This is a genomic window from Nonomuraea sp. NPDC049709 (assembly GCF_040674815.1).
Taxonomy (GTDB): Bacteria; Actinomycetota; Actinomycetes; order Streptosporangiales; family Streptosporangiaceae; genus Nonomuraea.
Map to the genome: position 1 here is coordinate 12,888 of NZ_JBFANM010000018.1, position 21,430 is coordinate 34,317.

A 21,430-nucleotide genomic window follows, 5' to 3' on the forward strand; every position below is an offset into this window, starting at 1 on the left:
CGCCCGCTCCTCTAACGGGCCCGGGAGCCCGCCGGTTACAGTCGGATCCGTGAGCGACAACACCGCGGCCGTCGAGGAGGGCGCCAAGAAGTCCGGCATCCTCTGGCTCACCCTCGACCGCCCGCGCCTGGCCTGGCACGCCTGGCACGACGGCGCCATCTACCTGGTGACGGGGGGCGAGGAGCAGCAGTTGCCGGGGCTCGACGCCCTCGACCGGGTCCACGTCACGCTCCGCAGTAAAGACAACGGCGCGCGGCTGGTGGAGTTCGAGGCCGCGGTCGCGGCCGTCGACCAGGCCGCGGCGGCCGACGTCGTGGCGGTGCTGGCCAAGGAGCGGCTCAACGCCCGCGACAGCGAGCACCTGCCCGAGCGCTGGGCCCGCGAGTCCACCGTCTGGCGCCTCACCCCCGAGCGCTGACCGCCTCCAGGTCCGGCACGGGCTCCGGCTGAGAGGCCGAGGTGGCGGTCTGGGCGAGCAGCGCGCCGGAGAGCACGATCAGGCCGCCCACGATCTGGAACACCCCGAGTGTCTCGCCGACCAGGGCCCAGGCCACGATGGCGCCGCCGATGACCTCCAGGGACGCGACGGTGGCGCCCACCGCGGCCGACAGCCGCCGCACCGCGTTGACGCCCAGGATGTACGCGATCACGGTGGCGATCAGCACCATCCACAGGTACGCGGCCAGCACCGGCAGCGTCACCCCGCCCTCAGGGGCGGCGGAGACCGTGAAGGCGCTCCACGGGATGTCCCACGGGCGGGAGAACGGGATCAGCACGACCGCCGCGCCGGTCATCCCCCAGGCGATCAGGCCCAGCGGGTCCACATCGTCGCCGAAGCTATCGTTCATCAGGAAATATCCGGCGCAGCACGCCCCGGCCAGCAGGCCGAGCAGCAGGCCCAGCGCGTCCAGGCGCAGCCCCTGCCACGCCTCCACGACGATCGCCAGGCCCACGACGGCGACGACCGCGCCGACGTACGCGGCCCGCGCCAGCCGGAGCTTGCGGACGAACCGCACCCAGGCCACCACCATCACCGGCGCCATGAACTCCAGCAGCAACGCGATCCCCACCGGCAGCCGCGTGATCGCCACGAAGTACAGTGCCTGCACGCCGGCCACCGCCATGACCGCGTACAGCGCGAAGAACGGCAGCCTGGCGCTGGGGATCCGCAACGCCCGCGGCCGCACCACGGCCAGCACCGCCACCAGCAGCAGCCCCGCCCCCGCCATCCGGGTCCACACCGCCTCCATAGGCGCCAGCCCGGCGGCTATGAGGTATTTCGCCATGGGTCCCGAGAACGCGAAGCAGACCGAGGACACGAACGCGAGCGCGAGTCCCGCATACCTCACCGCACACCCCCGTCAAGTAATTACCGTTACGCAGGTTTGATACTGACATGTCCGGCGTTCCTGGCGCAATGGGGCAGCACTGTTAGCCTGGCCACGTGCAGATCTTCGTGGCCCGGTTGGCGGGGACACCGGTCTTCGACCCGGCCGGCGACCAGATCGGCCGCGTCAGGGACGTCGTGGTGGGGCTGCGCATCGGCGGCCGGCCCAACGTCCACGGTCTCGTCGTGGAGGTGCAGCCGCGCCGCCGCGTCTTCCTGCCCATCACCCGCGTACGCCGCATCGAGGCCGGGTCCGTGGTCTTCACCGGGCGGCTCAACATGCGCAGGTTCGAGCAGCGCGGCACCGAGACGCTCGTCATCGGCGAGATGCTCGACCTCACCGTGAGCCTCGGCGACGAGCCCATGACCGTCTATGACGTGGCCATGGCGGAGATCAAGCCGTCCACCTGGGAGATCACCAAGGTCGCCGTCTACAAGGGCAGGCGGCGCGAGCCGCGGACCGTCGACTGGGGCGAGGTGTCGGGCTTCGACAAGCTGCAGAAGGACCAGGGGGCGGCCGGGCTGCTCGCCGCGTTCGAGTCGCTGCGGGCCGCCGACATGGCCAGCGCGCTGCACGACCTGCCCAGCAAGCGGCGGGTCGAGATCGCCCGCGCGCTGAACGACACCCGGCTGGCCGACGTGCTGGAGGAGCTGCCGCCCGACGACCAGATCGGGATCCTCGGCACGCTGGAGCCCGAGCGGGCGGCCGACGTGCTGGAGGAGATGGGGCCCGACGACGCCGCCGACCTGCTGAACGACCTGCCGGAGGAGAAGGCGGCCGAGCTGCTGGCGCTGATGGAGCCCGGGGAGGCCGAGCCGGTGCGGCGGCTGCTGACATACCCGGAGACCAGCGCGGGCGGCGTGATGACCAGCGAGCCGGTGATCCTGCCGCCCAGCGCCACGGTGGCCGAGGCGCTCGCGCACATCAGGCAGGGAGACCTGACGCCCGCCGTGGCCGCCCAGGTCTACGTCACCAGGCCGCCGACGGAGACGCCGACGGGCACGTACCTGGGGGTCTCGCACTTCCAGCGGCTGCTGCGCGAGCCGCCGTCCACGCTGCTCGGCGGCGTGATCGACCCGTCGATCGACCCGATCAGGCCGGACTTCACGCTGCGCGAGGTCACCTACTACCTGGCCAACTACAACCTCGTCGCCGCCCCCGTCGTCGACGAGCTGGGCCGGCTCGTCGGCGCCGTGACGGTGGACGACGTGCTGGACCACATGCTGCCCGAGGACTGGCGCGAGAGGGCCGACAGTGACGTCTGACCGACTCGACCAGCCGCGGGCCCTGCGCCGCTCGCTGCGCCCGCACTACGACCCGGAGGCGTTCGGCCGCCTCTCCGAGCAGATCGCCCGCTTCCTCGGCACCGCCCGGTTCATCGTCTACATGACCGTGTTCGTGGCGGTATGGGGCATCTGGAACGTGTTCGCGCCCGCCAACCTCAAGTTCGACCCGTACCCGTTCATCTTCCTCACGCTGATGCTGTCACTGCAGGCCAGCTACGCCGCGCCGCTGATCCTGCTGGCCCAGAACCGGCAGGACGACCGCGACCGCATCCAGTACGAGCAGGACCGCGAGACCGCCGAGCGCAACCAGGCCGAGATCGAATATCTGACGCGCGAGATCGCGGGCCTGCGCCTGGTGCTGAACGAGGTCGCCACCCGCGACTACCTGCGCTCGGAGCTGGGCAAGCTGCTGGAGGAGCTCAGGAACACCCCTGAGGAGCGCCGGTGAGGTCAAGCCTGGCGAGCATCGCCCGCACGTGGGCGATCTCCCCCGACCCCAGTAGGTCGAGGAACTGGGTCCTGATGCCGCGCAGGTAGGTCGGCGTCGCCTCGGCCAGCCGCGCCGCCCCGCGATCGCTCAGCACCGCGTAGAGCCCGCGGGCGTCGTCGGCGCAGGCCTCCCGCGTGACCAGCCCGTCCCGCTGCAGCCGGTCGATGAGCCTGGTCAGGCCGCTGCGGGAGAGCAGGACACGGTCGGCGAGGTCGTTCATGCGCAGCCGCCGCTCCGGGGCCTCCGCGAGCTGCATGAGCACCTCGTACGAGGCCAGCGGCAGCTCGTGGGCGACGAGCAGCTCCCCCTCCAGGTGGCGGGTGATGCGCACCTGTGCACGCTGCAACATGTGCCAGACCGTCAGCTCCTCTACGGTCAGGCCCTCGTCGCCTAGAAGAGTCACGGAGTAACCTTAGACGTTGTTGCACAGACATCTAACAGTGCGGATTAACCCAGCGAGGGCTCCGGTTCATACCATGGAGGGGCATCCTCGCTGGCGCCCAGCGCCTGTCACACATATACCGACAAAGGAGGGACGGCACTCCCTCGTGCCGAGACTTCGATGGCACCAACCCAGGAACTGGTGACGGCGGCACTGTCCACCGTCATCGACCCCGAGATCCGTCGCCCGATCACGGATCTCGACATGGTCAAGAGCATCGAGATCGCTCCCGACGGGGCGGTGCGCGTTGGCGTCTACCTCACCGTGGCCGGTTGCCCGATGAAAGACACCATCACCCGCGACGTGACGAACGCCGTCTCCAAGGTCGAAGGTGTGACGGGCGTCAAGATCGAACTTGACGTCATGAGCACGGAGCAGCGCAAGACGCTGCAGACCAAGCTGCGGGGCGACCGCGGGCCGGAGAAGGAGATCCCGTTCAACCAGCCGGGCTCGCTGACCCGCGTGTTCGCGGTGGCCAGCGGCAAGGGCGGCGTCGGGAAGTCCTCGGTGACGGTCAACCTCGCCGCCGCCATGGCCTCCAGCGGCCTCAAGGTCGGCATCGTCGACGCCGACATCTACGGTCACAGCATTCCTCGCATGCTGGGCGCCGCCGAGCGGCCCACGAAGGTCGAGGACATGATCATGCCGCCGGTGGCCCACGACATCAAGGTCATCTCGGTCGGGATGTTCAAGCCCGAGGGCAACACGCCGGTGGTGTGGCGCGGTCCGATGCTGGACCGGGCGCTCCACCAGTTCCTCGCCGACGTCTACTGGGGCGACCTCGACATCCTCCTGCTCGACCTGCCTCCGGGCACCGGCGACATCGCCATCTCGGTGGCCCAGCGGCTGCCGTCGGCGGAGATCCTGGTCGTGACGACGCCGCAGATGGCCGCCGCCGAGGTGGCCGAGCGCGCCGGCTCGATCGCGGCCCAGACCCACCAGCAGATCGCCGGCGTCATCGAGAACATGGCGTGGCTGCCCTGCCCCCACTGCGACGAGCGCATCGCGGTGTTCGGCGAGGGCGGCGGGCAGACGGTGGCCGACGCGCTGACGCGTACGCTGGGCGCCCGGGTGCCGCTGCTCGGTCAGGTGCCCATCGACCTGCGACTGCGCGAGGGCGGCGACGAGGGCAAGCCGCTGGTGCTGACGGAGCCGGACGCTCCGGCGGCCGCCGAACTGCGCAAGATCGCGGCTGACCTGAGCAAGCGGTCCTCCAGCCTGAAGGGCCTCCAGCTGGGCCTGGCACCCCGCCGCTGACACCGAACGGGCCCGCTCCCTTCGGGGGGCGGGCCCTTTCGCGTTCGTGAGGGGCTTCTCAGGTCGCTTCTGAGTCGTACGGGGGCAATTCCCCATAATTGAGCTCGTCGACCGGCTCAGGCACGTAGGGGGCCGTCGTGGCGGGTTCCAGCTCGCGCGACTTGTCGGTGTTGTTCCAGTCGTCCTCGATGTCGTCGAGGAGATGCTTACGCACGAAGTTGCGCGGGTTGAGGTCGGCGGGGTCGAAGTTCTGGAACTCCGGCCCCAGACCGGCGCGCAGGTCGTCGCGCGCGTTGTTGGCCATCCGGCGCAGGTTGCGCAGCGTCCTGCCCGCCTGTGAGGCTGCCTGGGGCAGTTTTTCCGGACCGAAGACGAGCAGCGCGATCACGATCAGCGCTCCGATCTCCATCCACCCGAGTCCGAACACCGTGAGCTCCTACCGCAGTCCAACCTCTCCGAGGACAACCCCGGCCTATCCACAGACTAAGGGCTCCTGCGGGTAGGTCGGTCGTCTCCCCTAGGTCATATCACCGGCGAGAACGACCCCCCACCCTGCAACAGTCTTCCATCCAAGAAACGGCCGCGCCGCAGGAGGCGGGTGCCTGCTGCGGCGCGGTGGGAAAGCGTGGTGGTGTGGTCAGGACGGCGTGGGCGTCGGCTCCTCGTCGGCGACGACCACCAGCGTGGCGGTACGCTCCTGCCCCGCCCGCTGGTACTTGATGGTGATCTTGGCCCCCGGCGACTTGCTGCGGATCAGGGCGATCAGCTCGTTCCCGTCCTGCAGCGCCAGCCCGTCGATCTCCAGGATCACGTCACCGGCCTTCAGCCCGGCCTTCCCGGCGGGCCCGTTCGCGTCCACCGGCTGCTGCCCACCGGCGGGCTCCGAGGCGATGCGTACGCCCTGCCCCCGGTAGTCCTTGTCCAGGACGATGCCGATCTTGGGTCGCTTCGCCTTGCCGGTCGTGATCAGTTCCTCGGCCACCCGCCGCGTCTGGTTGACGGGGATCGCGAAGCCCAGGCCGATGCTGCCGCTCTGGCTGCTCATCGAGCGCCCGAGCGTGGCGATCGCCGAGTTCACCCCGACGACCTCGCCCCGGCCGTTCACCAGCGGCCCGCCGGAGTTGCCCGGGTTGATGGCGGCGTCCGTCTGGATGGCGCTGATGTAGGCGGGCTCCTCGGTGCTGGTGCCGGTGTCGTCCCCGGCGATGACCGGGCGGTTGAGCGAGCTGACGATGCCGGTCGTCACCGTGCCGGTCAGGCCCAGCGGGGAGCCGATGGCGATGACGGGGTCGCCGACCACGACCTGGTCGGAGTTGCCGAGGGTGATCTCCGGCGTGCCGAACGTCTCCTCCGGCTTCACCACGGCCAGGTCGGAGCCGGGGTCACGGCCGACGATGCGGGCCGAGGTGGTCTTGCGGTTGTTGAACATGATCCGGATCTCGCCGCCCTTGGCGGCCAGCGACACCACGTGGTTGTTGGTGACCACGTAGCCGTTCTTGATCAGGAACCCGGAGCCCGACGCGCCCTCGGTGTTGCTGCCGTTGCCCACCTCCAGCGAGACCACGCTGGGCAGCACCCGCGAGGCCACGCCGGCCACCGAGTCGGGCGCCCGGTTGGTGGCGCCGGTCGGGAGCGGGCCGAGGCTGTAGGAGGGGTCGTTGCTGCCCGTCGGCTTCGTCAGCAGGTAGGTGCCGACGCTGCCGAGCAGCGAGGCCACCAGGGCGATGACCACGGCCATGGCGACCAGGAACCCGATGGAGGGTCCGCGCCTCAAAGCGCCCGAGCCCTGCGCGCCCGGAGGCGGCGGCGCCCAGCCCGCGCCCATGGGAAGGGCCTGGCGCGGGGGCGGTGGCGGCGGGGTCCCGCCGCCGTAGGAGGGCGGGGCGCCGAACGACGGCCCGTCGGAGGAGCCGCCGAGCGGCGGGCCCTCATAGGAGCGCGCCCCACCGTCCGGGGCGCCGAAGAACGGGCTGTCGTAGGAACGCGTGCCGGAGTCGGGCGGGCCGAACGACGGGCCGCTGTCGAAGGAACGCGGGCCCCCTTCCGGGGGGCCGAACGACGGGCTGTCGTAGGAGCGGGTCCCCGCCTCCGGCGAGCCGAAGGAGGGAGCGCCGTATTGGGGGCCGGTCTGGGCAGGGTTGTCCTGGGCTCCGTACGAAGGGCCGCTCGGGGAGTCGTACGAACGCGGCTCGTACGGCGGCGCGCCGAAGACCTCGGGTCGGCCCGAAGGGTCGCCCCACGACGAGCCGAACGAGGCGGGCGGCTCGGGCCGCATGCCGTTCTGGTCGCCGTCCGCGGGCAGGAAGTCCGGCCGCCCCTGTGGCTCGGGGGAGTCCGACGTCGTGCGTCCTTCGGTGGGGCGCGTCTCGTCGGTCATCTAAGTCTCACCACTCCTTGGCTCGGCCACCGCAATCCTCGCTCTTGCGGCATACGAGGGCTATAAAGCTTTATCAGGACTTGTCTGTAACAATTCCCGAACCCAGATCGTATGCCCCGCGGGCCGCCGACTACGCCAACCGAGTGTCCCCGGCATACCGGGGGGTCAAGGCGTGGCGGTCGAAGGCGCGTTCGTAGGCGTAGTACGAGCCGGCTGCTGGAACAGTTCAACCGGTGGGGCCGGATTGTTCTGCCCCACGCCGCTCGCCGCGAAGAAGGTGCCGAGCGCCACGGCCGCGGAGACCATCCCGACCGCGACGTACGTCGTCCGCCGCCTAGCGCCACGACCAGGGCCCGAGGCTCCACCGGTGGCGTCCCTGCGCGGGCGGTTGTCCAGAGGAGCGATGCTGTGCGGCCCAGGAATGGGCACTCCCCCGAACGTGCGCGTGGGGAAAGGGCGCTCCCTCGGCGGCAGCGGACCCCCGGGCTCCGCCATCCGGAGCAGGGACATCGTCAGGTCCGCCGGCATCGCCGGTGTGTCGAGCGAGCGCAGGCGCGACTTCAGCGCCCGCACCGACTCGACCTCGCGCCTGCAGTCAGCGCAGAAAGTCAGATGGGCGAGCGCGCGCTCGCGTTCGGTGTGGTTGAGCTCTCCGTCGACGAGCGCGGAAACGCGTTCTCCAAGATGAGCCATGTCAGACTTCCTCCCCACGGATCACGGTCGGGGGGAGTTGGGTAGTACGGGGGGCCCGGTGGTCGAGCGCCTCCCGCAACTGCGCCCGGCCACGGTGAATACGGCTTCGGACCGTACCCAGCTTGACGCCGAGCGTGGCCGCGATCTCCTCGTAAGACAGGCCCTCGATGTCACACAGCACGATCGCGGCCCGGAACTCGGGGGCGAGCGCGTCGAGGGCGGCTTGGATGTCGGGCTCCAGGTGGGCGTCGTCGAACGCCTGCGCCGGAGAGGGTTCGCGGCCGCGAAGCCGCTCGGCGGCGTCGTCGGCGAGTCCCTCGAACCTGATGCGCTGCTTGCGCCGCGCCATGTCGAGGAACAGATTCGTCGTGATCCGGTGCAGCCACCCCTCGAACGTGCCGGGGGTGTAGCTCGACAGCGACCTGAAAACCCGGACGAAGACCTCTTGGGTCAGGTCCTCGGCATCGTGGACATTGCCGGTCAGCCGGTAGGCCAGCCGATACACACGTGCGGAGTGTGTCCGCACCACTTCCTCCCATGTGGGAGGCGTCCAGTCGGACGACATCGGAGTATCGGTCTGGTGGTCGCTTTCGTCCACCAGAACTCCTCTCTCTGGGACCACCGCTACCGCCATAGTGCCTGGTTTCGTCCCTTCGTGCGCACTGCCTGCCTTCCGGACCGGCAAAGCCCGTTTAAACCTGCAACGCCTTAGGTCCCTCCTGAGTTCCCGTCCCGGCGTGTCTCCCCTAGGCTGCGATCGGTGGCAATGGCGTGTATGACGTGTTGCGACTGGTGCGGGCAATCAGAACGAAAGTGTGGGGAGGAGGCCGATGACCACTCCGGTGGAGGCCACTCTGGCCTATGCGGAGCAGTTCCATCACGAGGATGAGATCCTGCACGCGGCGCGGCAGCGCGGGCTGGAGATGGGGGCCACGCCCATCCTTCCCGGCGGCGGCGCGGCGTTGTGCTTCCTCGCCACCGCCGTCAACGCCAAGTCCGTCGTCGAGGTCGGCACGGGCTGCGGGGTCTCGGGGCTGTGGCTGCTGCGCGGCATGCGCGCGGACGGCACGCTGACGAGCGTCGACGTCGAGCCCGAGCACCAGCGGCTGGCCAGACAGGCGTTCGCGGAGGCCGGTTTCTCCGGCGGGCGGGTGCGCCTCATCTCGGGCCGCGCGCTCGATGTGCTGCCGCGGCTCTCGGACGGCGGCTACGACATGGTGTTCGCCGACGGCGCGAAGCAGGAATACGCCGACTACCTCGCCGAGGCCGTCCGCCTGCTGCGCGTGGGCGGCATCGTGGCCTTCGACAACATGTTGTGGCACCACCGCGTGGCCGACCCTACGCAGCGCGACACCGACACGGTGGCGCTGCGCGAGGTGGGCAAGCTGGTGCAGTCGGACGAGCGGCTGCGCTCGGTGCTCATGCCGCTCGGCGACGGCCTGCTGGCCGCGATCAAGATCTCCGACTAGCGGCGGGGAGCCGGACGCGGGCGCCCAGCTCCCAGTGGGCTAGCCGCGGGTGAGCCACTCCAGGAGCACGCGTACGCCGAACCCCGTGGCTCCCTTGCTGAGCGTGCCCTCCTCCACGGTGCTGCGCCCGACGCCCGCGATGTCGAGGTGCGCCCACGGCCGATCCCCCGCGAACTCCCGCAGGAACAACGCCGCCGTGATCGACCCCGCCCCGAACCTGGACCCGGCCTCGACGTTGGCGAGGTCGGCGATGGACGACTCCAGCGCGGGCGTGTAGTCCTCGATCAACGGCATCCGCCACAGCCGGTCGTCGGCGCTCTGCCCCGCCTCCACGAGCTGCTTGGCCAGCACGTCGTCGGAGGAGTAGACGGCGCCGACGTTGCGGCCGAGCGCCACCGTGATGGCCCCGGTGAGCGTGGCGATGTCCACGACCGCGTCGGGGTCGAGGACGGCGTCGGCGTAGGCGAGCGCGTCGGCCAGCACGAGCCGCCCCTCGGCGTCGGTGTTGAGCACCTCGACCGTGCGCCCGCCGTAGTGCTTGATGACGTCGCTGGGCCGCTGGGAGGTGCCCGAGGGCATGTTCTCGGCGGCGGCGATCAGCCCGGTGACGCGCACGGGCGCGCCCAGCGCCGCCAGCGCGCCCAGCACGGCGATGACGACCGCGCCGCCGGCCATGTCGGTCTTCTGGGTCTTCATGTTGTCGGTCGGCTTGAGCGACAGCCCGCCCGAGTCGAACGTGATGCCCTTGCCCACCAGCACCACGTGCCGGTCGGCCGGCTCGGCGGGCGTGTAGGAGAGCTGGATGAGCCGCGGCGGGCTCGCCGAGCCCCTGCCGACGGCGAGGATGCCGCCGAACCCGTCGGCCAGGAGCCGCTCCTCGTCCCAGACCTCGACCGGCAGGCCGACCTCGGCCGCGCGCTCGGCGAGCCAGGCCGGGTCCTTGACCGAGGACGGCGTGTTGGCCAGGTCGCGGGCGAGCGCCACCGCGTGCGCGACGGTCTCCGCCCGCCGCACCTGCCCCTCGTCCGCCCCGGCGAACGCCAGCGCCCGCACGGCCTTCTTGCCGGTCTCGCCGATCCGGAACGTGTACGCGGCCAGCAGGGCAGCCTCGGCGAACGCGGTGACGTCGCCCTCGGGCACCACCACGGTCAGCGTGTCCCGGCCCTTGGCCCGTCGGGTCAGCGCGGCGGCGGCCCTGCGCAGGGCACGCGGCGAGCCGTCGCCCACCCCGTACAGCAGGACCCGCCCGATGCCGCCGCCCCGCGCCACCGGAACCTCGACGATCTCTCCCGCCTCCCCCTTGGCCTCGTAGTGCGCGAGCAGGTCGGACACCGGCAGGTGCAGATCGACCGCGGGGCTGAGGTCGGAGGCGTAGGGTACGGCCAGCAGCTCGGCGTCGTCGGGAACCTCGGCGACCACCGACGCAGTGGTCTCAATGGGCACGGAACATCTCCTCAAACGTCAGCGACCCTGGCGCCGTGGTTACGCCAGGGTCGTGGATCAAGTTGTCTCTCGGGAGCTCTCAGCCGACGACGTTCTTCAACGCCTCGCCGAGCGCCTTTGCCTCGTCGGCGGAGATCTCCACGACGAGCCGGCCGCCACCCTCCAGGGGGACCCGCATGACAATGCCGCGCCCTTCCTTGGTGACCTCGAGCGGACCATCGCCGGTCCGCGGCTTCATCGCCGCCATGCGTGCATCCCTTCCTGCCTTGGGCTCCCGCGGCCCGCGATTTCCGACCTCCCGTGGGGGGTGGTCGGCGCATTCACGTCTTCTGTGATGTCCTATTCTCCCGCATCGAGAGCCCTCATGGGTAACGATCTCCTCCCAGAATGCGTTGTCGAGGCGTGCGATGACGTCCAAACTGGACTTCGTGCACGCTCGCGCCGCTCTGTTCGATCTCTATGGAGACCACCTGCGTTCGCGCGGTGGACAGGCGTCCGTCGCCTCCCTCGTACGCCTGATGAAGCCCCTCGAAATCGCCGCTCCAGCCGTCAGGACAGCGGTTTCACGCATGGTGCGGCAGGGGTGGTTGCGACCCCTGAGACTCCCTCAGGGAGCGGGTTACGGGCTGACGCCGAAATGCGTCAGGCGGCTGGATGAGGCCGCGCTGAGAATTTACCGAGCCGGAACGCTGACCTGGCACGGCCGCTGGCACGTGATCGTCTTCGAGCCGGTCAAGGAGCGGCCGCGCAGGGAGCGGCTCAGAGCCGATCTGACATTTCTCGGCTACGCGTCGTTGTCCGAAAGCACCTGGATCGGTCCACGCTCCTCGATCGAGCTGGACAACCTGCTGGAGAGCGAGGGCGTGCGGGCCGACAGGTTCGACGCGGCGCTCGAGGGCGACCCGCGCGAGCTGGTCGCCAGGGCATGGGATCTGACCGCCATCGGCGAGGCGTACGAGCACTGGCACGCCGAGGCTGTCACGCTGATCAGCACGCTGCCCGAGACGGCCCCGGCCGACCAGGTGTTCGCCACGCGGAGCCGGCTGGTGCACGGCTGGCGCAACTTCCTGTTCCGCGACCCCGGCCTGCCGCCCGAGCTGCTGCCCGCGGGCTGGCCGGGCGAGAAGGCCAGGGCCTACTTCGAGCAGGAGGCCGCCCGGCTGCTGCCCGCAGCCGCCGCGTTCGTCGACAGGGAGTTGATTTGATCCGCTATGACGTGGCCGACGCCGTCGCCACCATCACCCTCGACCGCCCCGACGCGATGAACTCGCTGACCGCCGAGACCAAGGAGGCCCTCTACGCCGCGCTGCGCCGGGCCGCGGCCGACCGCTCGATCAGGGCCGTCCTGCTCACCGGCTCGGGCCGGGCCTTCTGCGCGGGCCAGGACCTGCGCGAGCACGCCGCGAACCTGGAGGCGGGCCGCGGCCTGGCCAACACCGTGCGCGAGCACTACAACCCGATCGTGGAGCTGATCAGCACCATGGCCAAGCCGGTGGTGGCCGCGGTCAACGGCGTGGCCGCGGGCGCGGGCGCGTCCCTGGCCTTCGCCTGCGACCTGCGGGTGGCCTCGGAGAAGGCCAAGTTCGCGCTGGCGTTCGCCGGCATCGGCCTGTCGCCCGACTCGGGCGCGTCGTGGACGCTACAGCGCCTGGTGGGGCAGGGCCGCGCCGCCGAGCTGATGCTGCTCGGCGAGCCGCTCGACGCGGCCCGCGCCCAGGAGCTGGGCCTGGTCACGCGCGTGGTGCCCGCCGACGACCTGCTGAAGACCGCCCACGACCTCGCCGTACGTCTCGCGCAGGGCCCGACCCTGGCCTACGCCGCCACCAAGCGGGCCCTGGCCTACGCCGCGACGCACGCGCTGCCCGACGCGCTGGCCCTCGAAGCCGACCTTCAAGATGAATGCGTCGCGACCCATGACCACCAGAACGCCACCCGAGCGTTCCTGGCGAAAGAACTTCCAACCTTCGACGCTGAGTAACTGATCCATCACACCCGTATGGGTAAAGCTAGCGCCATGCGCCCATCCGACGTCCCGCGCCCGCCCGCCCCGCACGACTTCGAGGCTCTCCGCGCGACCGCCGTGACCCTGCTCACCGGAGGTGAGTTCGACGCCTCCGACCCGGTCTACGTCCGGCCGCTGGCCGCGCTGAGCGGACGGGCCGCGGACTGGCTGGCCCAGATGGTCCCCGGCCTGATCTGGCCGGACCTGCCGCTCGAAGGGCGGCCGGGCAACGTCACCGGCAGTTACGGCCGCCTGCGCCTGATCGCCACCGCCTGGGCCACGAGCGGCACGGCCCAGCACGGCGACGACGCCGTGGTGGCGAAGGTGGTCGAGGCGCTCGACGTGCTCCACGAGCGCCACTACAACGCGGCGCTCCCCGAGACGGGCAACTGGTGGTTCTGGGAGATCGGCACGCCCGCCGAGCTGGCCCGCACGTGCGTCCTGCTCGGCGACCGGCTCGACGAGGGCAGGCTGGAGGCGTACCTGGGGGCGATCGACCGGTTCTGCCCCGACGCCGACCGCCGCGCCGGCTGGCCGGACGCCAGCGAGAGCGGCGCCAACCGGGCCGACAAGGCGGCCATCGTCGCCTTCCGCGGCGTGGCCGGGCGCAGCGCGGGCAAGCTGGCCCTGGCCCGCGACGGGCTGTCCGACGTGCGGGACGGCGGGCGGCACAGCGTGTTCGGGTACGCCGACTCCGGCGACGGCTTCTACCGCGACGGCTCGTTCATCCAGCACGGCGACCTCGCCTACACCGGCTCCTACGGGCTGTCCCTGCTCATCGCGGTCGCCGAGACCGTGGCGCTGCTGCACGGCTCGCCGTGGGAGGTGGACGATCCCGGGCGGCGGGTGGTGCTGGACGCGGTCGAGCGCTCCTTCGCGCCGTTCGTCCATGACGGGCTGCTCATGGACACCGTCAGGGGGCGGGCCGCCACCCGGCAGGCGTTCTCCGACAGCGTGGCCGGTCACGGCCTGATCGGGGCCGTGCTGCTGCTGGCGCAGAGCTCGCCGGAGCCGTACCGGAGCCGGTTCAGGGAGCTGGCCAAGGGCTGGATCGAGCGCGGCAGGGCCCGGCCCTACCTGGACCACGCGAACGTGCCGGAGACCCGGCGGGCGGTCGCGGTGCTGGACGACAAGACCCTGGAGGCCGCGCCCGGGCCCGTCGGGCACTTCGTCTTCCCCTGCATGGACCGGGTGGTGCACCGGCGGCCCGGCTGGTCCCTGGCCATCAGCCTGTCCTCGCAGCGGATCGCCGCCTACGAGGCGATCAACGGCGAGAACCTGCACGGCTGGTACACCGGTGACGGCATGACCTATCTCTACGGCTCCGACCTGGGCCATTACGGGCATGACTACTGGCCGACGGTGGACCCGTACCGGCTGCCGGGGACCACGGTGGACACCCGCCGGCGCGAGGATCTCAGCTTCCGCGCCTACCGGCCGGCCAACGCGTGGGCGGGCGGCGTGGCGCTGGAGGGCCGGTACGGCGTCGCCGCCATGGAGCTGGTCGGCGACGGCGTGAGCCTGCGGGCCCGCAAGTCGTGGTTCTGCCTGGACTCGGCCGTGGTGGCGCTGGGCAGCGGCATCACCGGCTCCGACGGGCGCACGATCGAGACCGTGGTGGACAACCGGGCCACGGGCGCGCGGCCGTACATGGGGGACGGGTGGGCGCACCTGCCGGGGGTGGGCGGTTACGTGTTCGACGGGGCCAGGATGCTCGTGGAGACGCGTACGGGCCGCTGGCGCGACATCAACGCGGGCGACGACACCGCGGGCGCCTTCGACCCCGTCACGCGGCCCTACGTGACGTTCTGGTTCGACCACGGCGTGGATCCCGTGGACGCCGGCTACAGCTACGTGCTGCTGCCGAACGCGACGCGGGAGCGGACGCGGTCGTTCCGGGGCAGCCGTCCGGTGCGGGTGCTGTCCAACACGGACCGGTTGCAGGCCGTGGAGACGCGCGGGCTGCTGGGGGCCACGTTCTGGGCGGCGGGCGGCATCGGGCTCGTCGAGGTGGACGCGCCGTGCATGGTGCTGCTGCGCCGGGCCCGCGAGCGGCTCATCCTGGCCGTGGCCGATCCGAGCAGGACGGTGGACGTCGTGACGATCACGCTCGGCCGCGGCGCGCGCTGGGTGGCGCGGGCCGACGACACGGTGTCGGTGCGGACGGGGAAGGTGCCGGTCGTCACGGTCAAGCTCGGCGGGTCGCTGGGGCGCAGCCACAGCGTGGAGCTCACCTCGTTCGTGCCAGGCAACCCTCGATATGGTCGTTGACCAGGCCGATCGCCTGCATCAGCGCGTAGGCCGTGGTCGGGCCGACGAACTTGAAGCCGTGCTTCTTCAGCTCCTTGGCCAGCGCCTTCGAACCGGGGGTGACGGCGGGCACGTCGGCCATCGTCCTGGGCACCGGCGCGTCGGGGTCGGCGTGTCGCCACACCAGGTCGGACAGGCCGCCGGGCAGGTCGAGCGCGGCCCGGGCGTTGGCCACGGCCGCCTCGATCTTGGCGCGGTTGCGGACGATCCCGGCGTCGCCGAGCAGGCGCTCGACGTCGTGCTCGGTGTACGCGGCGACCTTGGGGATCGAGAAGCCGTCGAAGGCGGCGCGGAAGTTCTCCCGCTTGCGCAGGATCGTCAGCCACGACAGGCCCGACTGGAACGCCTCCAGCGACACGCGCTCGAAGACCTCGTCGTCGCCCTTGAGCGGGCGGCCCCACTCCTCGTCGTGGTAGGCGACGTACATCGGGTCGGCCATGCCCGCCCAGGCGCAGCGGATCACCGGCTCGGTCACGCGCGATCGTCCCCGTCCTTGCCGAGGCTGGCGCGTACGGGCTCTTCCCCGGCCTGGCCGGCGGCCCCCGGCTCCTTCTCGTCCTCGTCCCCGTCCTCCGCGAGCTCCGAGAGCTCCGCGCGCTCCGAGGTCTCGGAGGTCTCGGCGGGCTGCTCGGCGTCGGGCTGGGGCACGCGCCACTCCGGCTCCTCCGGCGGGTGCCTCATCTCCGCACCGCCGTCCCAGGACACCGAGGCCCCGCTGGCGGACACGGGGTCGCCGGACTCCGGCAGCTCGCGGGACTCGGCGGGCGCCTCGGGCTCGTGCTCGGTGCGCGGCCCGGCCCCGGGCGCGGCGTAGATCTCCTGGCGCGCGTGCAGGCGGCTCGACAGCAACTCGGAGACGCGCTGCTCCAGCACCGCGATCCGGGTGTCGCGCGCGCTGATGGCGCCGGCGGCCCGGCGCAGGGTCTCGTCGACGCTCTGCGTGTGGTAGCCGACCAGGTTGACCGGCAGTTGGAGCGCCATGAAATCGACCGCCGTGAGCTGCCCGGCCTCGGGCAGGTCGAGCGGGGGCACGTCGGGCGGGAACTCGGTCAGCTCACCGCCCCTGCCGAGGGAGACCAGGACCACGCAGGCCAGGATGGCGAGGGCGGCGATGGCGAGTATGACCAGCACATTGGCATCGTACTCACATGGCGGACCGCGATGAGCGGTCCACCACAAGTAGCGCATTCCGCGCGTACCCTCTCCGAGCGCGGCGGCGGCGCAGGTCAGCCGGTGGCCTCGCCCAGCTCGGCGACGCTGGGACGCACCGGCTGCGCCCGCGATTCGAGGTGGGCGAACGCCTCCTCGACGGTCGAGGTCCAGGAGATCGCGTCGAAGACGTCGGGGCGGGTGAAGCCCTCGTCGTACATGCCCGTGACCAGATTCCTGAGCGGCTCGTACAGGCCCCAGGGGTCCAGCAGCACCAGGGGGCGGTCGTGGATGCCGAGCACCCGCGCCGTCCAGATCTCGAACAGCTCCTCCAGCGTCCCGATGCCGCCCGGCAGCACCAGGAACGCGTCGGAGCGGGCGTCCATGATCCCCTTGCGCTCGCGCATGTCGGCCGTGACGATGAGCTCGTCGGACTCCTCGTCGGCCACTTCCATGTCCACCAGGGCCTGGGGGATCACGCCGACCGTGTGACCGCCGGCGGCACGGGCGGCCGAGGTGACGGCGCCCATGCACGAGACCGAGCCACCGCCGCTCACCAGGGTGTGGCCCCGCTTGGCGAGCTCGGTGCCGACGCTCGCGGCCAGCTCGATGTATTTCCGGTCGATGGTGAGGCTCGAGGCGCAGAAGACGCAGATATTCACGTCGGCAAAGCCTATTGGGGCTCCGCCGTCTGGACGGCGGTGGCCTCCTGCTCCTCCTCGCGCTGCCTGGAGCGGGCCAGGTCGGAGTCGACGATGATGCGTACGGCCTCGTCGGCGTCGTCGGTGACGGTGATCAGGTCGAGGTCCTGGGGGGCGATCTTCCCGGTGCTCAGCAGCGTGCCCTTGATCCAGTCGAGCAGCCCGCCCCAGAACTCCGTGCCCATGAGCACCACGGGGAAGGAGGTGACCTTGTGGGTCTGCACCAGCGTGAGCGCCTCGAACAGCTCGTCGAGCGTGCCGAAGCCGCCGGGCAGGGCGATGAAGCCGCAGGAGTATTTGACGAACATCGTCTTGCGCACGAAGAAGTAGCGGAACTCGATGCCGAGGTCGACGTAGTCGTTCATGCGCTGCTCGAAGGGCAGCTCGATGCCGAGCCCGACCGACACCGCGCCCTCGACCTCGCTCGCGCCCCGGTTGGCCGACTCCATGACGCCGGGCCCGCCGCCCGTGATCACGGCGTAGCCGGCCTCGGCCAGCCGCCGGCCGAGCCCGCGGCCCATCTCGTACTCGGCGGAGTCGGACGGGGTGCGGGCCGAGCCGAAGACGGTGACCGCCGGGGGCAGCTCGGCGAGCTGGCCGAACCCCTCCACGAACTCCGCCTGGATGCGCAGCACCCGCCACGGGTCCATGTGCACCCAGTCGGAGGGGCCCTGGCGGGCCAGCAGGCGCTGGTCGTGGGTGGAGGTGGGGACGAGGCTGCCACGCACGACTGCCTGACCCTGGCGGCGTTCCCGACGTATCTGGTTCATGCGGATCACGCTAGCCTCTCTCGCACATGGCCGGTTCCCGGGCCCGGTCGAGCTCCTAGATTGCCCGCGGCGAGCGAAATCGCCGGTTACCCAGGCAGAACAGGGATCTAAAAAATCTTGAAAGAACCGTGGAACCGAATTTCGACTCCCCCGCGTCTAATCGGCGAGGGTGCTGCTCGGGACTGAAAGTGGTCTTCCCCGCCAAATGGCCGGCGAGGAAGGCCACTTTCATATTGTGAGCCAGTCCAGCATCGCCCGCTCGCTCTCCACGATCTTCGGCAGCGACACGTACTCGCCCTGCTGGTGCGCGAGATTCGGATCGCCAGGACCGTAGTTGACGGCGGGAACCCCCAGCGCGGAGAAGCGGGCGACGTCCGTCCAGCCCAGCTTGGCGCGCGGTGTGCCGCCGACCGCGGCGGTGAAGGCCGCCGCCACCGGATGCGTCAGCCCCGGCCGGGCCGCGGGCGCGGCGTCCACGAGGCTCACGGCGAACCCGTCGAACACCTCGCGTACGTGCTCCTCCGCCTCCTCGATCGACTGGTCGGGCGCGAAGCGGTAGTTGACGCTCACCACGCACAGATCGGGGATGACGTTGCCCGCCACCCCGCCCCGCACGCCGACGGCGTTCAGCCCCTCGTGGTATTCGAGCCCGTCGACCACCGGCCGGCGCGGCTCGTAGGCGTTCAGCCTGGCCAGCACCGGCTCGATCCCGTGGATGGCGTTGACCCCGAACCACGACCTGGCGCTGTGGGCCCGCTTGCCGGTCACCGTGACCTCGGCCCGCAGCGTGCCCTGGCAGCCGCCCTCGATCACGCCGTCGGTGGGCTCCATCAGAACCGCGAAATCAGCCGCCAGCCAGCCGGCGTGGTCCCTGGCGACCCGGGTGAGGCCGTTGCGCTCGGCCTCGACCTCCTCGCAGTCGTAGAAGACGTACGTGACGTCCCTGTTGGGCGCGGGCACCGTGGCCGCCAGCTTGAGCGCGACCGCCACGCCGGCCTTCATGTCGGAGGTGCCGCAGCCGTACAGCAGGTCGCCCTCCACCCGGCTGGGCAGGTTACCGGCGACGGGGACGGTGTCGAGGTGCCCGGCGATCAGCACGCGCTCGGAGTGCCCCTGCTCGGTGCGGGCGACGACCGTCTCCCCCGATCTGGTCACCTTCAGGTGCGGCAGCGCCGCCAGCGCCCGCTCGACCTCGTCGGCCAGCGCCTTCTCGCCCCCGCTCACCGACTCGATGTCCACGATCGCGGCGGTCAGGTCGCGTACGTCCTGGGTCAGGTCAAGCATCAGGTGTTCACTCCGTGTTCGCGCAGCACCTCGTTGAGTGCCGCCTTGTCATGCCGCCGCCCCGGCTCCAGGCGCTTGATCACCAGCACGCACGGCAGGCCGAACGTGCCGCCGGGGAACTCCTTCTGCCGCGTGCCGCTCACCGCCACGCTCCACGCGGGCACCTGGCCGCGGGCCAGCTCCCCGCCCGTCTCGGCGTCGATCACCGGGATCGAGGCGGACAGGATCGTGCCGGCCCCGACGACCGCTCCCCGGCCGACCCGGGCACCCTCGACGATCATCGCCCGGCTGCCGATGAGCACGTCGTCCTCGACGACGACCGGCACGGCGTTGGGCGGCTCCAGCACGCCGCCGATCCCCACGCCGCCCGACAGGTGCACGTTCTTGCCGATCTGGGCGCAGGATCCGACCGTGGCCCAGGTGTCGACCATCGTGCCGGAGTCCACGTACGCGCCGATGTTCGTGAACGACGGCATCAGCACCACCCCCGGCGCCAGGTACGAGCCCCAGCGCGCGATCGCGCCCGGCACCACCCGCACGCCGTCGAAGGTGCTCTTCAGCGGGTGCCTGTCGTGGTGGTGGAAGTCGCCCACCTGGGAGCGGCCCATGCCGAGCACCTTGAAGCTGAGGAGGATGGCCCGCTTGGCCCGCTCGTCCACGACGACCTCGCCGCCCACCAGCCGGGCGGCCCTGGCCGCGCCCTTGTCCAGCAGGTCCACCGCGCCGGCCACCAGATGGCGGGCCTCGACGTCGGCCGGCGACAGCTCCGCGCGGCGCTCCCACAACTCGTCCACCACGGGGGGTATCGGTGACGAGGTGCTCACGTGACTCATGGCCACGGAGCTTATCCGGCCGGGTAGGTTTTTCAGGGTGCACCTGCGCTTCTCCCGTGGAGTCATCACCATCGCGATCATCGTCGTCGTGCTCGCCGTCGGCGTCTCCGTGGGCCTCTACCAGCTGCTGAAAAGGACACCGCTGCGTGTTCCCGAGGCCTACTGCAGCGTGACGACCCCCGACGGTGTGCTGTCCCTGCTCCCGCATCAGGCGCAGATCGCGGCCACCATCGCGGCCGTCGCGGCGCGGCGCAAGCTGCCCGAGCGGGCCGTGGTGATCGCGTACGCGACGGCGATGCAGGAGTCGAAGCTGGAGAACGTCGGCTATGGCGACCGCGACTCGGTCGGGGTCTTCCAGCAGCGGGAGTCGCAGGGCTGGGGCACCAAGAAGCAGCTCATGGACCCGGTCTACGCCACGAACAAGTTCTTCGCCGCGCTGGTCAAGGTCAAGAACTACCGGAAGATCCCGCTGGCGGAGGCGGCGCAGGCGGTCCAGCGGTCGGCGGGCGGCTACGCGTACGCGCCGCACGAGTCGGACGCGAAGCTCCTCGCGGCCGCCTTCACCGGGCGGGTGCCACAGTCCGTGCACTGCTTCTATCCCTCCGACAAGACCCCCGCGCCGCAGCCGCGGACCGCCGAGGCGCGCAAGCAGCTCGCCAGGGCGCTGGGGAGCACGGCGATCACCACGACGAAGCGCGGGTGGCTGGTGGCGGCCTGGTGGGTGGCGCACGCGGAGAAATACGCGCTCAGCCGGGTCCAGTACAGCGGGGCGACCTGGTCCAACAACGTCGAGCTCGAAGGCTGGCAGAAGGGTGGCCAGGCCGGGAACCGCCAGGTGGAGCTGGCCTGACGGGGCCCTTCAGGACGCGCGGCGGACGATGGAGATGGAGCCGGGCGGGAGGGGCTGGGCGTAGCTGGCGGTCCAGGCGCTGCCCTGGATGCGTTCGAAGGACAGCAGCCGCCCGTCCGAGGCCCGGTAGTCGGCGAAGTCCAGCAGCCCCCTGTCGGGGTTGCCCGTGTCGCCCTCGCTCCTGAACGCGGCCGTGCCCCGCTCGATGGGGAAGAACTCCACGCCCTCCATGATCAGCATGCTCTTGGCCGGCACCATGCCCTGCGTCGGCACGTCGGTCCAGAGATGCACCTCAAGGTGTGGCGGGTTGCCGTCGCGCACCTCGACCGAGAGCCACTGGAAACGCCGGGAGGCGTCCCTGAGCAGGAATTCGGTCCACTGCTGACCCTGCCAGGAGATGTACATGGCACCGAGCACCCGCGCGGGTGACCCGTGCACCTCGATCCGGTCGCCGACCCGGATCGTGCGCGGGTCGGTGTAGTCGGTGCCGGCCTGGCCCGGGGCGCTGACCGGCGCCGCCAGCGGGGTCTCGATGGGAGCGACCTCGGCCGGCGCGGTCGAGCGGCCCCTCCTGTCCTGCCGCAGGGTGGCCCAGAAGGCGCCCAGCAGCAGCAGGATGGTGGCGATGCCCAGCCCGAGAACGACCATGGAGGTCATGCTCATCGATCAGCTCGCTCCACTCGCGG

24 protein-coding genes are annotated in these 21,430 nt (G+C 71.0%); 9 read left to right on the forward strand and 15 right to left on the reverse strand.

Annotated elements, in window-relative coordinates; translation table 11 throughout:
• Positions 1-49 precede the first annotated feature (49 nt).
• The gene (locus AB0J69_RS19515; RefSeq protein WP_364118699.1) at positions 50-418 is read left to right on the forward strand and encodes a hypothetical protein; all 369 of its coding nucleotides are present in this window, start codon (positions 50-52) and stop codon (positions 416-418) included.
• On the opposite strand, the gene AB0J69_RS19520 is transcribed toward AB0J69_RS19515, so the two are convergent.
• Entirely contained in the window at positions 402-1,349 is a 948-nt protein-coding gene (locus AB0J69_RS19520) for an EamA family transporter (RefSeq protein ID WP_364118701.1), read from the reverse strand. The two genes, AB0J69_RS19515 and AB0J69_RS19520, sit on opposite strands and share 17 nt — an antisense overlap.
• Positions 1,350-1,444: 95 nt before the next feature.
• Between AB0J69_RS19520 and AB0J69_RS19525 the strand changes: the two genes are divergently transcribed.
• On the forward strand, positions 1,445-2,653 hold the full coding sequence (locus tag AB0J69_RS19525) for a CBS domain-containing protein (protein ID WP_364118703.1): 1,209 nt from the start codon (positions 1,445-1,447) through the stop codon (positions 2,651-2,653).
• A complete protein-coding gene (locus tag AB0J69_RS19530; RefSeq protein WP_364118705.1) occupies positions 2,643-3,122 on the forward strand; it encodes a DUF1003 domain-containing protein in 480 nt (159 codons plus the stop codon). Before AB0J69_RS19525 ends, AB0J69_RS19530 begins: the two co-directional genes overlap by 11 nt.
• On the opposite strand, the gene AB0J69_RS19535 is transcribed toward AB0J69_RS19530, so the two are convergent.
• A complete protein-coding gene (locus AB0J69_RS19535; RefSeq protein WP_364118707.1) occupies positions 3,094-3,567 on the reverse strand; it encodes a MarR family transcriptional regulator in 474 nt (157 codons plus the stop codon). The genes AB0J69_RS19530 and AB0J69_RS19535 overlap by 29 nt on opposite strands.
• Positions 3,568-3,726: 159 nt before the next feature.
• On the opposite strand from AB0J69_RS19535, the gene AB0J69_RS19540 reads away from it, so the two are divergent.
• Positions 3,727-4,863: a P-loop NTPase gene (locus AB0J69_RS19540; protein ID WP_364118709.1), complete on the forward strand. Its 1,137-nt coding sequence runs from the start codon at positions 3,727-3,729 to the stop codon at positions 4,861-4,863.
• Between the two features lie 58 nt (positions 4,864-4,921).
• Here the strand turns inward: AB0J69_RS19540 and AB0J69_RS19545 are convergent, their stop codons facing one another.
• From AB0J69_RS19545 to sigE, 4 genes are all read right to left on the reverse strand, one after another.
• Entirely contained in the window at positions 4,922-5,290 is a 369-nt protein-coding gene (locus AB0J69_RS19545; protein ID WP_364118711.1) for a sec-independent translocase, read from the reverse strand.
• Positions 5,291-5,500: 210 nt separating this feature from the next.
• Positions 5,501-7,240 (reverse strand): trypsin-like peptidase domain-containing protein, encoded by a 1,740-nt coding sequence (locus AB0J69_RS19550; protein ID WP_364118713.1) that lies wholly within the window; start codon positions 7,238-7,240, stop codon positions 5,501-5,503.
• Positions 7,241-7,405: 165 nt separating this feature from the next.
• Complete coding sequence (locus AB0J69_RS19555) at positions 7,406-7,933, reverse strand: zf-HC2 domain-containing protein (RefSeq protein ID WP_364118715.1); 528 nt, start codon at positions 7,931-7,933, stop codon at positions 7,406-7,408.
• A 1-nt stretch (position 7,934) separates the two neighbouring features.
• Entirely contained in the window at positions 7,935-8,567 is a 633-nt protein-coding gene (gene sigE / locus AB0J69_RS19560) for an RNA polymerase sigma factor SigE (protein WP_364118717.1), read from the reverse strand.
• 196 nt (positions 8,568-8,763) lie between these two features.
• Here sigE and AB0J69_RS19565 point away from each other — a divergent pair, with 196 nt between their 5' ends.
• Positions 8,764-9,402, forward strand: a complete 639-nt coding sequence (locus tag AB0J69_RS19565) for an O-methyltransferase (protein WP_364118718.1) — start codon at positions 8,764-8,766, stop codon at positions 9,400-9,402.
• A gap of 39 nt (positions 9,403-9,441) precedes the next feature.
• Here the strand turns inward: AB0J69_RS19565 and AB0J69_RS19570 are convergent, their stop codons facing one another.
• Both AB0J69_RS19570 and AB0J69_RS19575 read right to left on the reverse strand, forming a co-directional pair.
• Positions 9,442-10,845 carry a leucyl aminopeptidase gene (locus AB0J69_RS19570; RefSeq protein ID WP_364118720.1) on the reverse strand — a complete coding sequence of 468 codons (1,404 nt, stop codon included), beginning with the start codon at positions 10,843-10,845 and terminating at the stop codon, positions 9,442-9,444.
• A gap of 79 nt (positions 10,846-10,924) precedes the next feature.
• Positions 10,925-11,092 carry a DUF3117 domain-containing protein gene (locus AB0J69_RS19575; protein WP_020545024.1) on the reverse strand — a complete coding sequence of 56 codons (168 nt, stop codon included), beginning with the start codon at positions 11,090-11,092 and terminating at the stop codon, positions 10,925-10,927.
• Positions 11,093-11,252: 160 nt separating this feature from the next.
• Here AB0J69_RS19575 and AB0J69_RS19580 point away from each other — a divergent pair, with 160 nt between their 5' ends.
• The 3 genes from AB0J69_RS19580 to AB0J69_RS19590 are packed head-to-tail and all read left to right on the forward strand — an operon-like array spanning position 11,253 to position 15,118.
• Positions 11,253-12,050, forward strand: coding sequence for a PaaX family transcriptional regulator C-terminal domain-containing protein (locus tag AB0J69_RS19580; protein ID WP_364118721.1), 798 nt, complete (start codon positions 11,253-11,255; stop codon positions 12,048-12,050).
• Positions 12,047-12,823: an enoyl-CoA hydratase-related protein gene (locus AB0J69_RS19585; RefSeq protein WP_364118723.1), complete on the forward strand. Its 777-nt coding sequence runs from the start codon at positions 12,047-12,049 to the stop codon at positions 12,821-12,823. Before AB0J69_RS19580 ends, AB0J69_RS19585 begins: the two co-directional genes overlap by 4 nt.
• A 36-nt stretch (positions 12,824-12,859) precedes the next feature.
• Entirely contained in the window at positions 12,860-15,118 is a 2,259-nt protein-coding gene (locus AB0J69_RS19590; protein ID WP_364118725.1) for a polysaccharide lyase 8 family protein, read from the forward strand.
• Here AB0J69_RS19590 and AB0J69_RS19595 read toward each other — a convergent pair.
• The 6 genes from AB0J69_RS19595 to AB0J69_RS19620 form a co-directional block, all read right to left on the reverse strand.
• Entirely contained in the window at positions 15,078-15,596 is a 519-nt protein-coding gene (locus AB0J69_RS19595) for a DNA-3-methyladenine glycosylase I (protein ID WP_364119069.1), read from the reverse strand. The genes AB0J69_RS19590 and AB0J69_RS19595 overlap by 41 nt on opposite strands.
• Before the next feature lie 32 nt (positions 15,597-15,628).
• Complete coding sequence (locus AB0J69_RS19600) at positions 15,629-16,288, reverse strand: hypothetical protein (RefSeq protein ID WP_364118726.1); 660 nt, start codon at positions 16,286-16,288, stop codon at positions 15,629-15,631.
• 95 nt (positions 16,289-16,383) lie between these two features.
• Entirely contained in the window at positions 16,384-16,968 is a 585-nt protein-coding gene (locus tag AB0J69_RS19605) for a TIGR00730 family Rossman fold protein (protein WP_364118728.1), read from the reverse strand.
• Between the two features lie 11 nt (positions 16,969-16,979).
• Positions 16,980-17,777, reverse strand: a complete 798-nt coding sequence (locus tag AB0J69_RS19610; RefSeq protein ID WP_364118730.1) for a TIGR00730 family Rossman fold protein — start codon at positions 17,775-17,777, stop codon at positions 16,980-16,982.
• A 228-nt stretch (positions 17,778-18,005) separates the two neighbouring features.
• Entirely contained in the window at positions 18,006-19,061 is a 1,056-nt protein-coding gene (gene dapE, locus AB0J69_RS19615; protein ID WP_364118732.1) for a succinyl-diaminopimelate desuccinylase, read from the reverse strand.
• Positions 19,061-19,894: a 2,3,4,5-tetrahydropyridine-2,6-dicarboxylate N-succinyltransferase gene (locus AB0J69_RS19620; RefSeq protein WP_364118734.1), complete on the reverse strand. Its 834-nt coding sequence runs from the start codon at positions 19,892-19,894 to the stop codon at positions 19,061-19,063. Before AB0J69_RS19620 ends, dapE begins: the two co-directional genes overlap by 1 nt.
• Here AB0J69_RS19620 and AB0J69_RS19625 point away from each other — a divergent pair.
• Complete coding sequence (locus tag AB0J69_RS19625; RefSeq protein ID WP_364118736.1) at positions 19,893-20,744, forward strand: hypothetical protein; 852 nt, start codon at positions 19,893-19,895, stop codon at positions 20,742-20,744. The genes AB0J69_RS19620 and AB0J69_RS19625 overlap by 2 nt on opposite strands.
• Positions 20,745-20,753: 9 nt before the next feature.
• On the opposite strand, the gene AB0J69_RS19630 is transcribed toward AB0J69_RS19625, so the two are convergent.
• The gene (locus AB0J69_RS19630) at positions 20,754-21,407 is read right to left on the reverse strand and encodes a DUF4178 domain-containing protein (protein WP_364118737.1); all 654 of its coding nucleotides are present in this window, start codon (positions 21,405-21,407) and stop codon (positions 20,754-20,756) included.
• Positions 21,408-21,430: the final 23 nt, after the last annotated feature.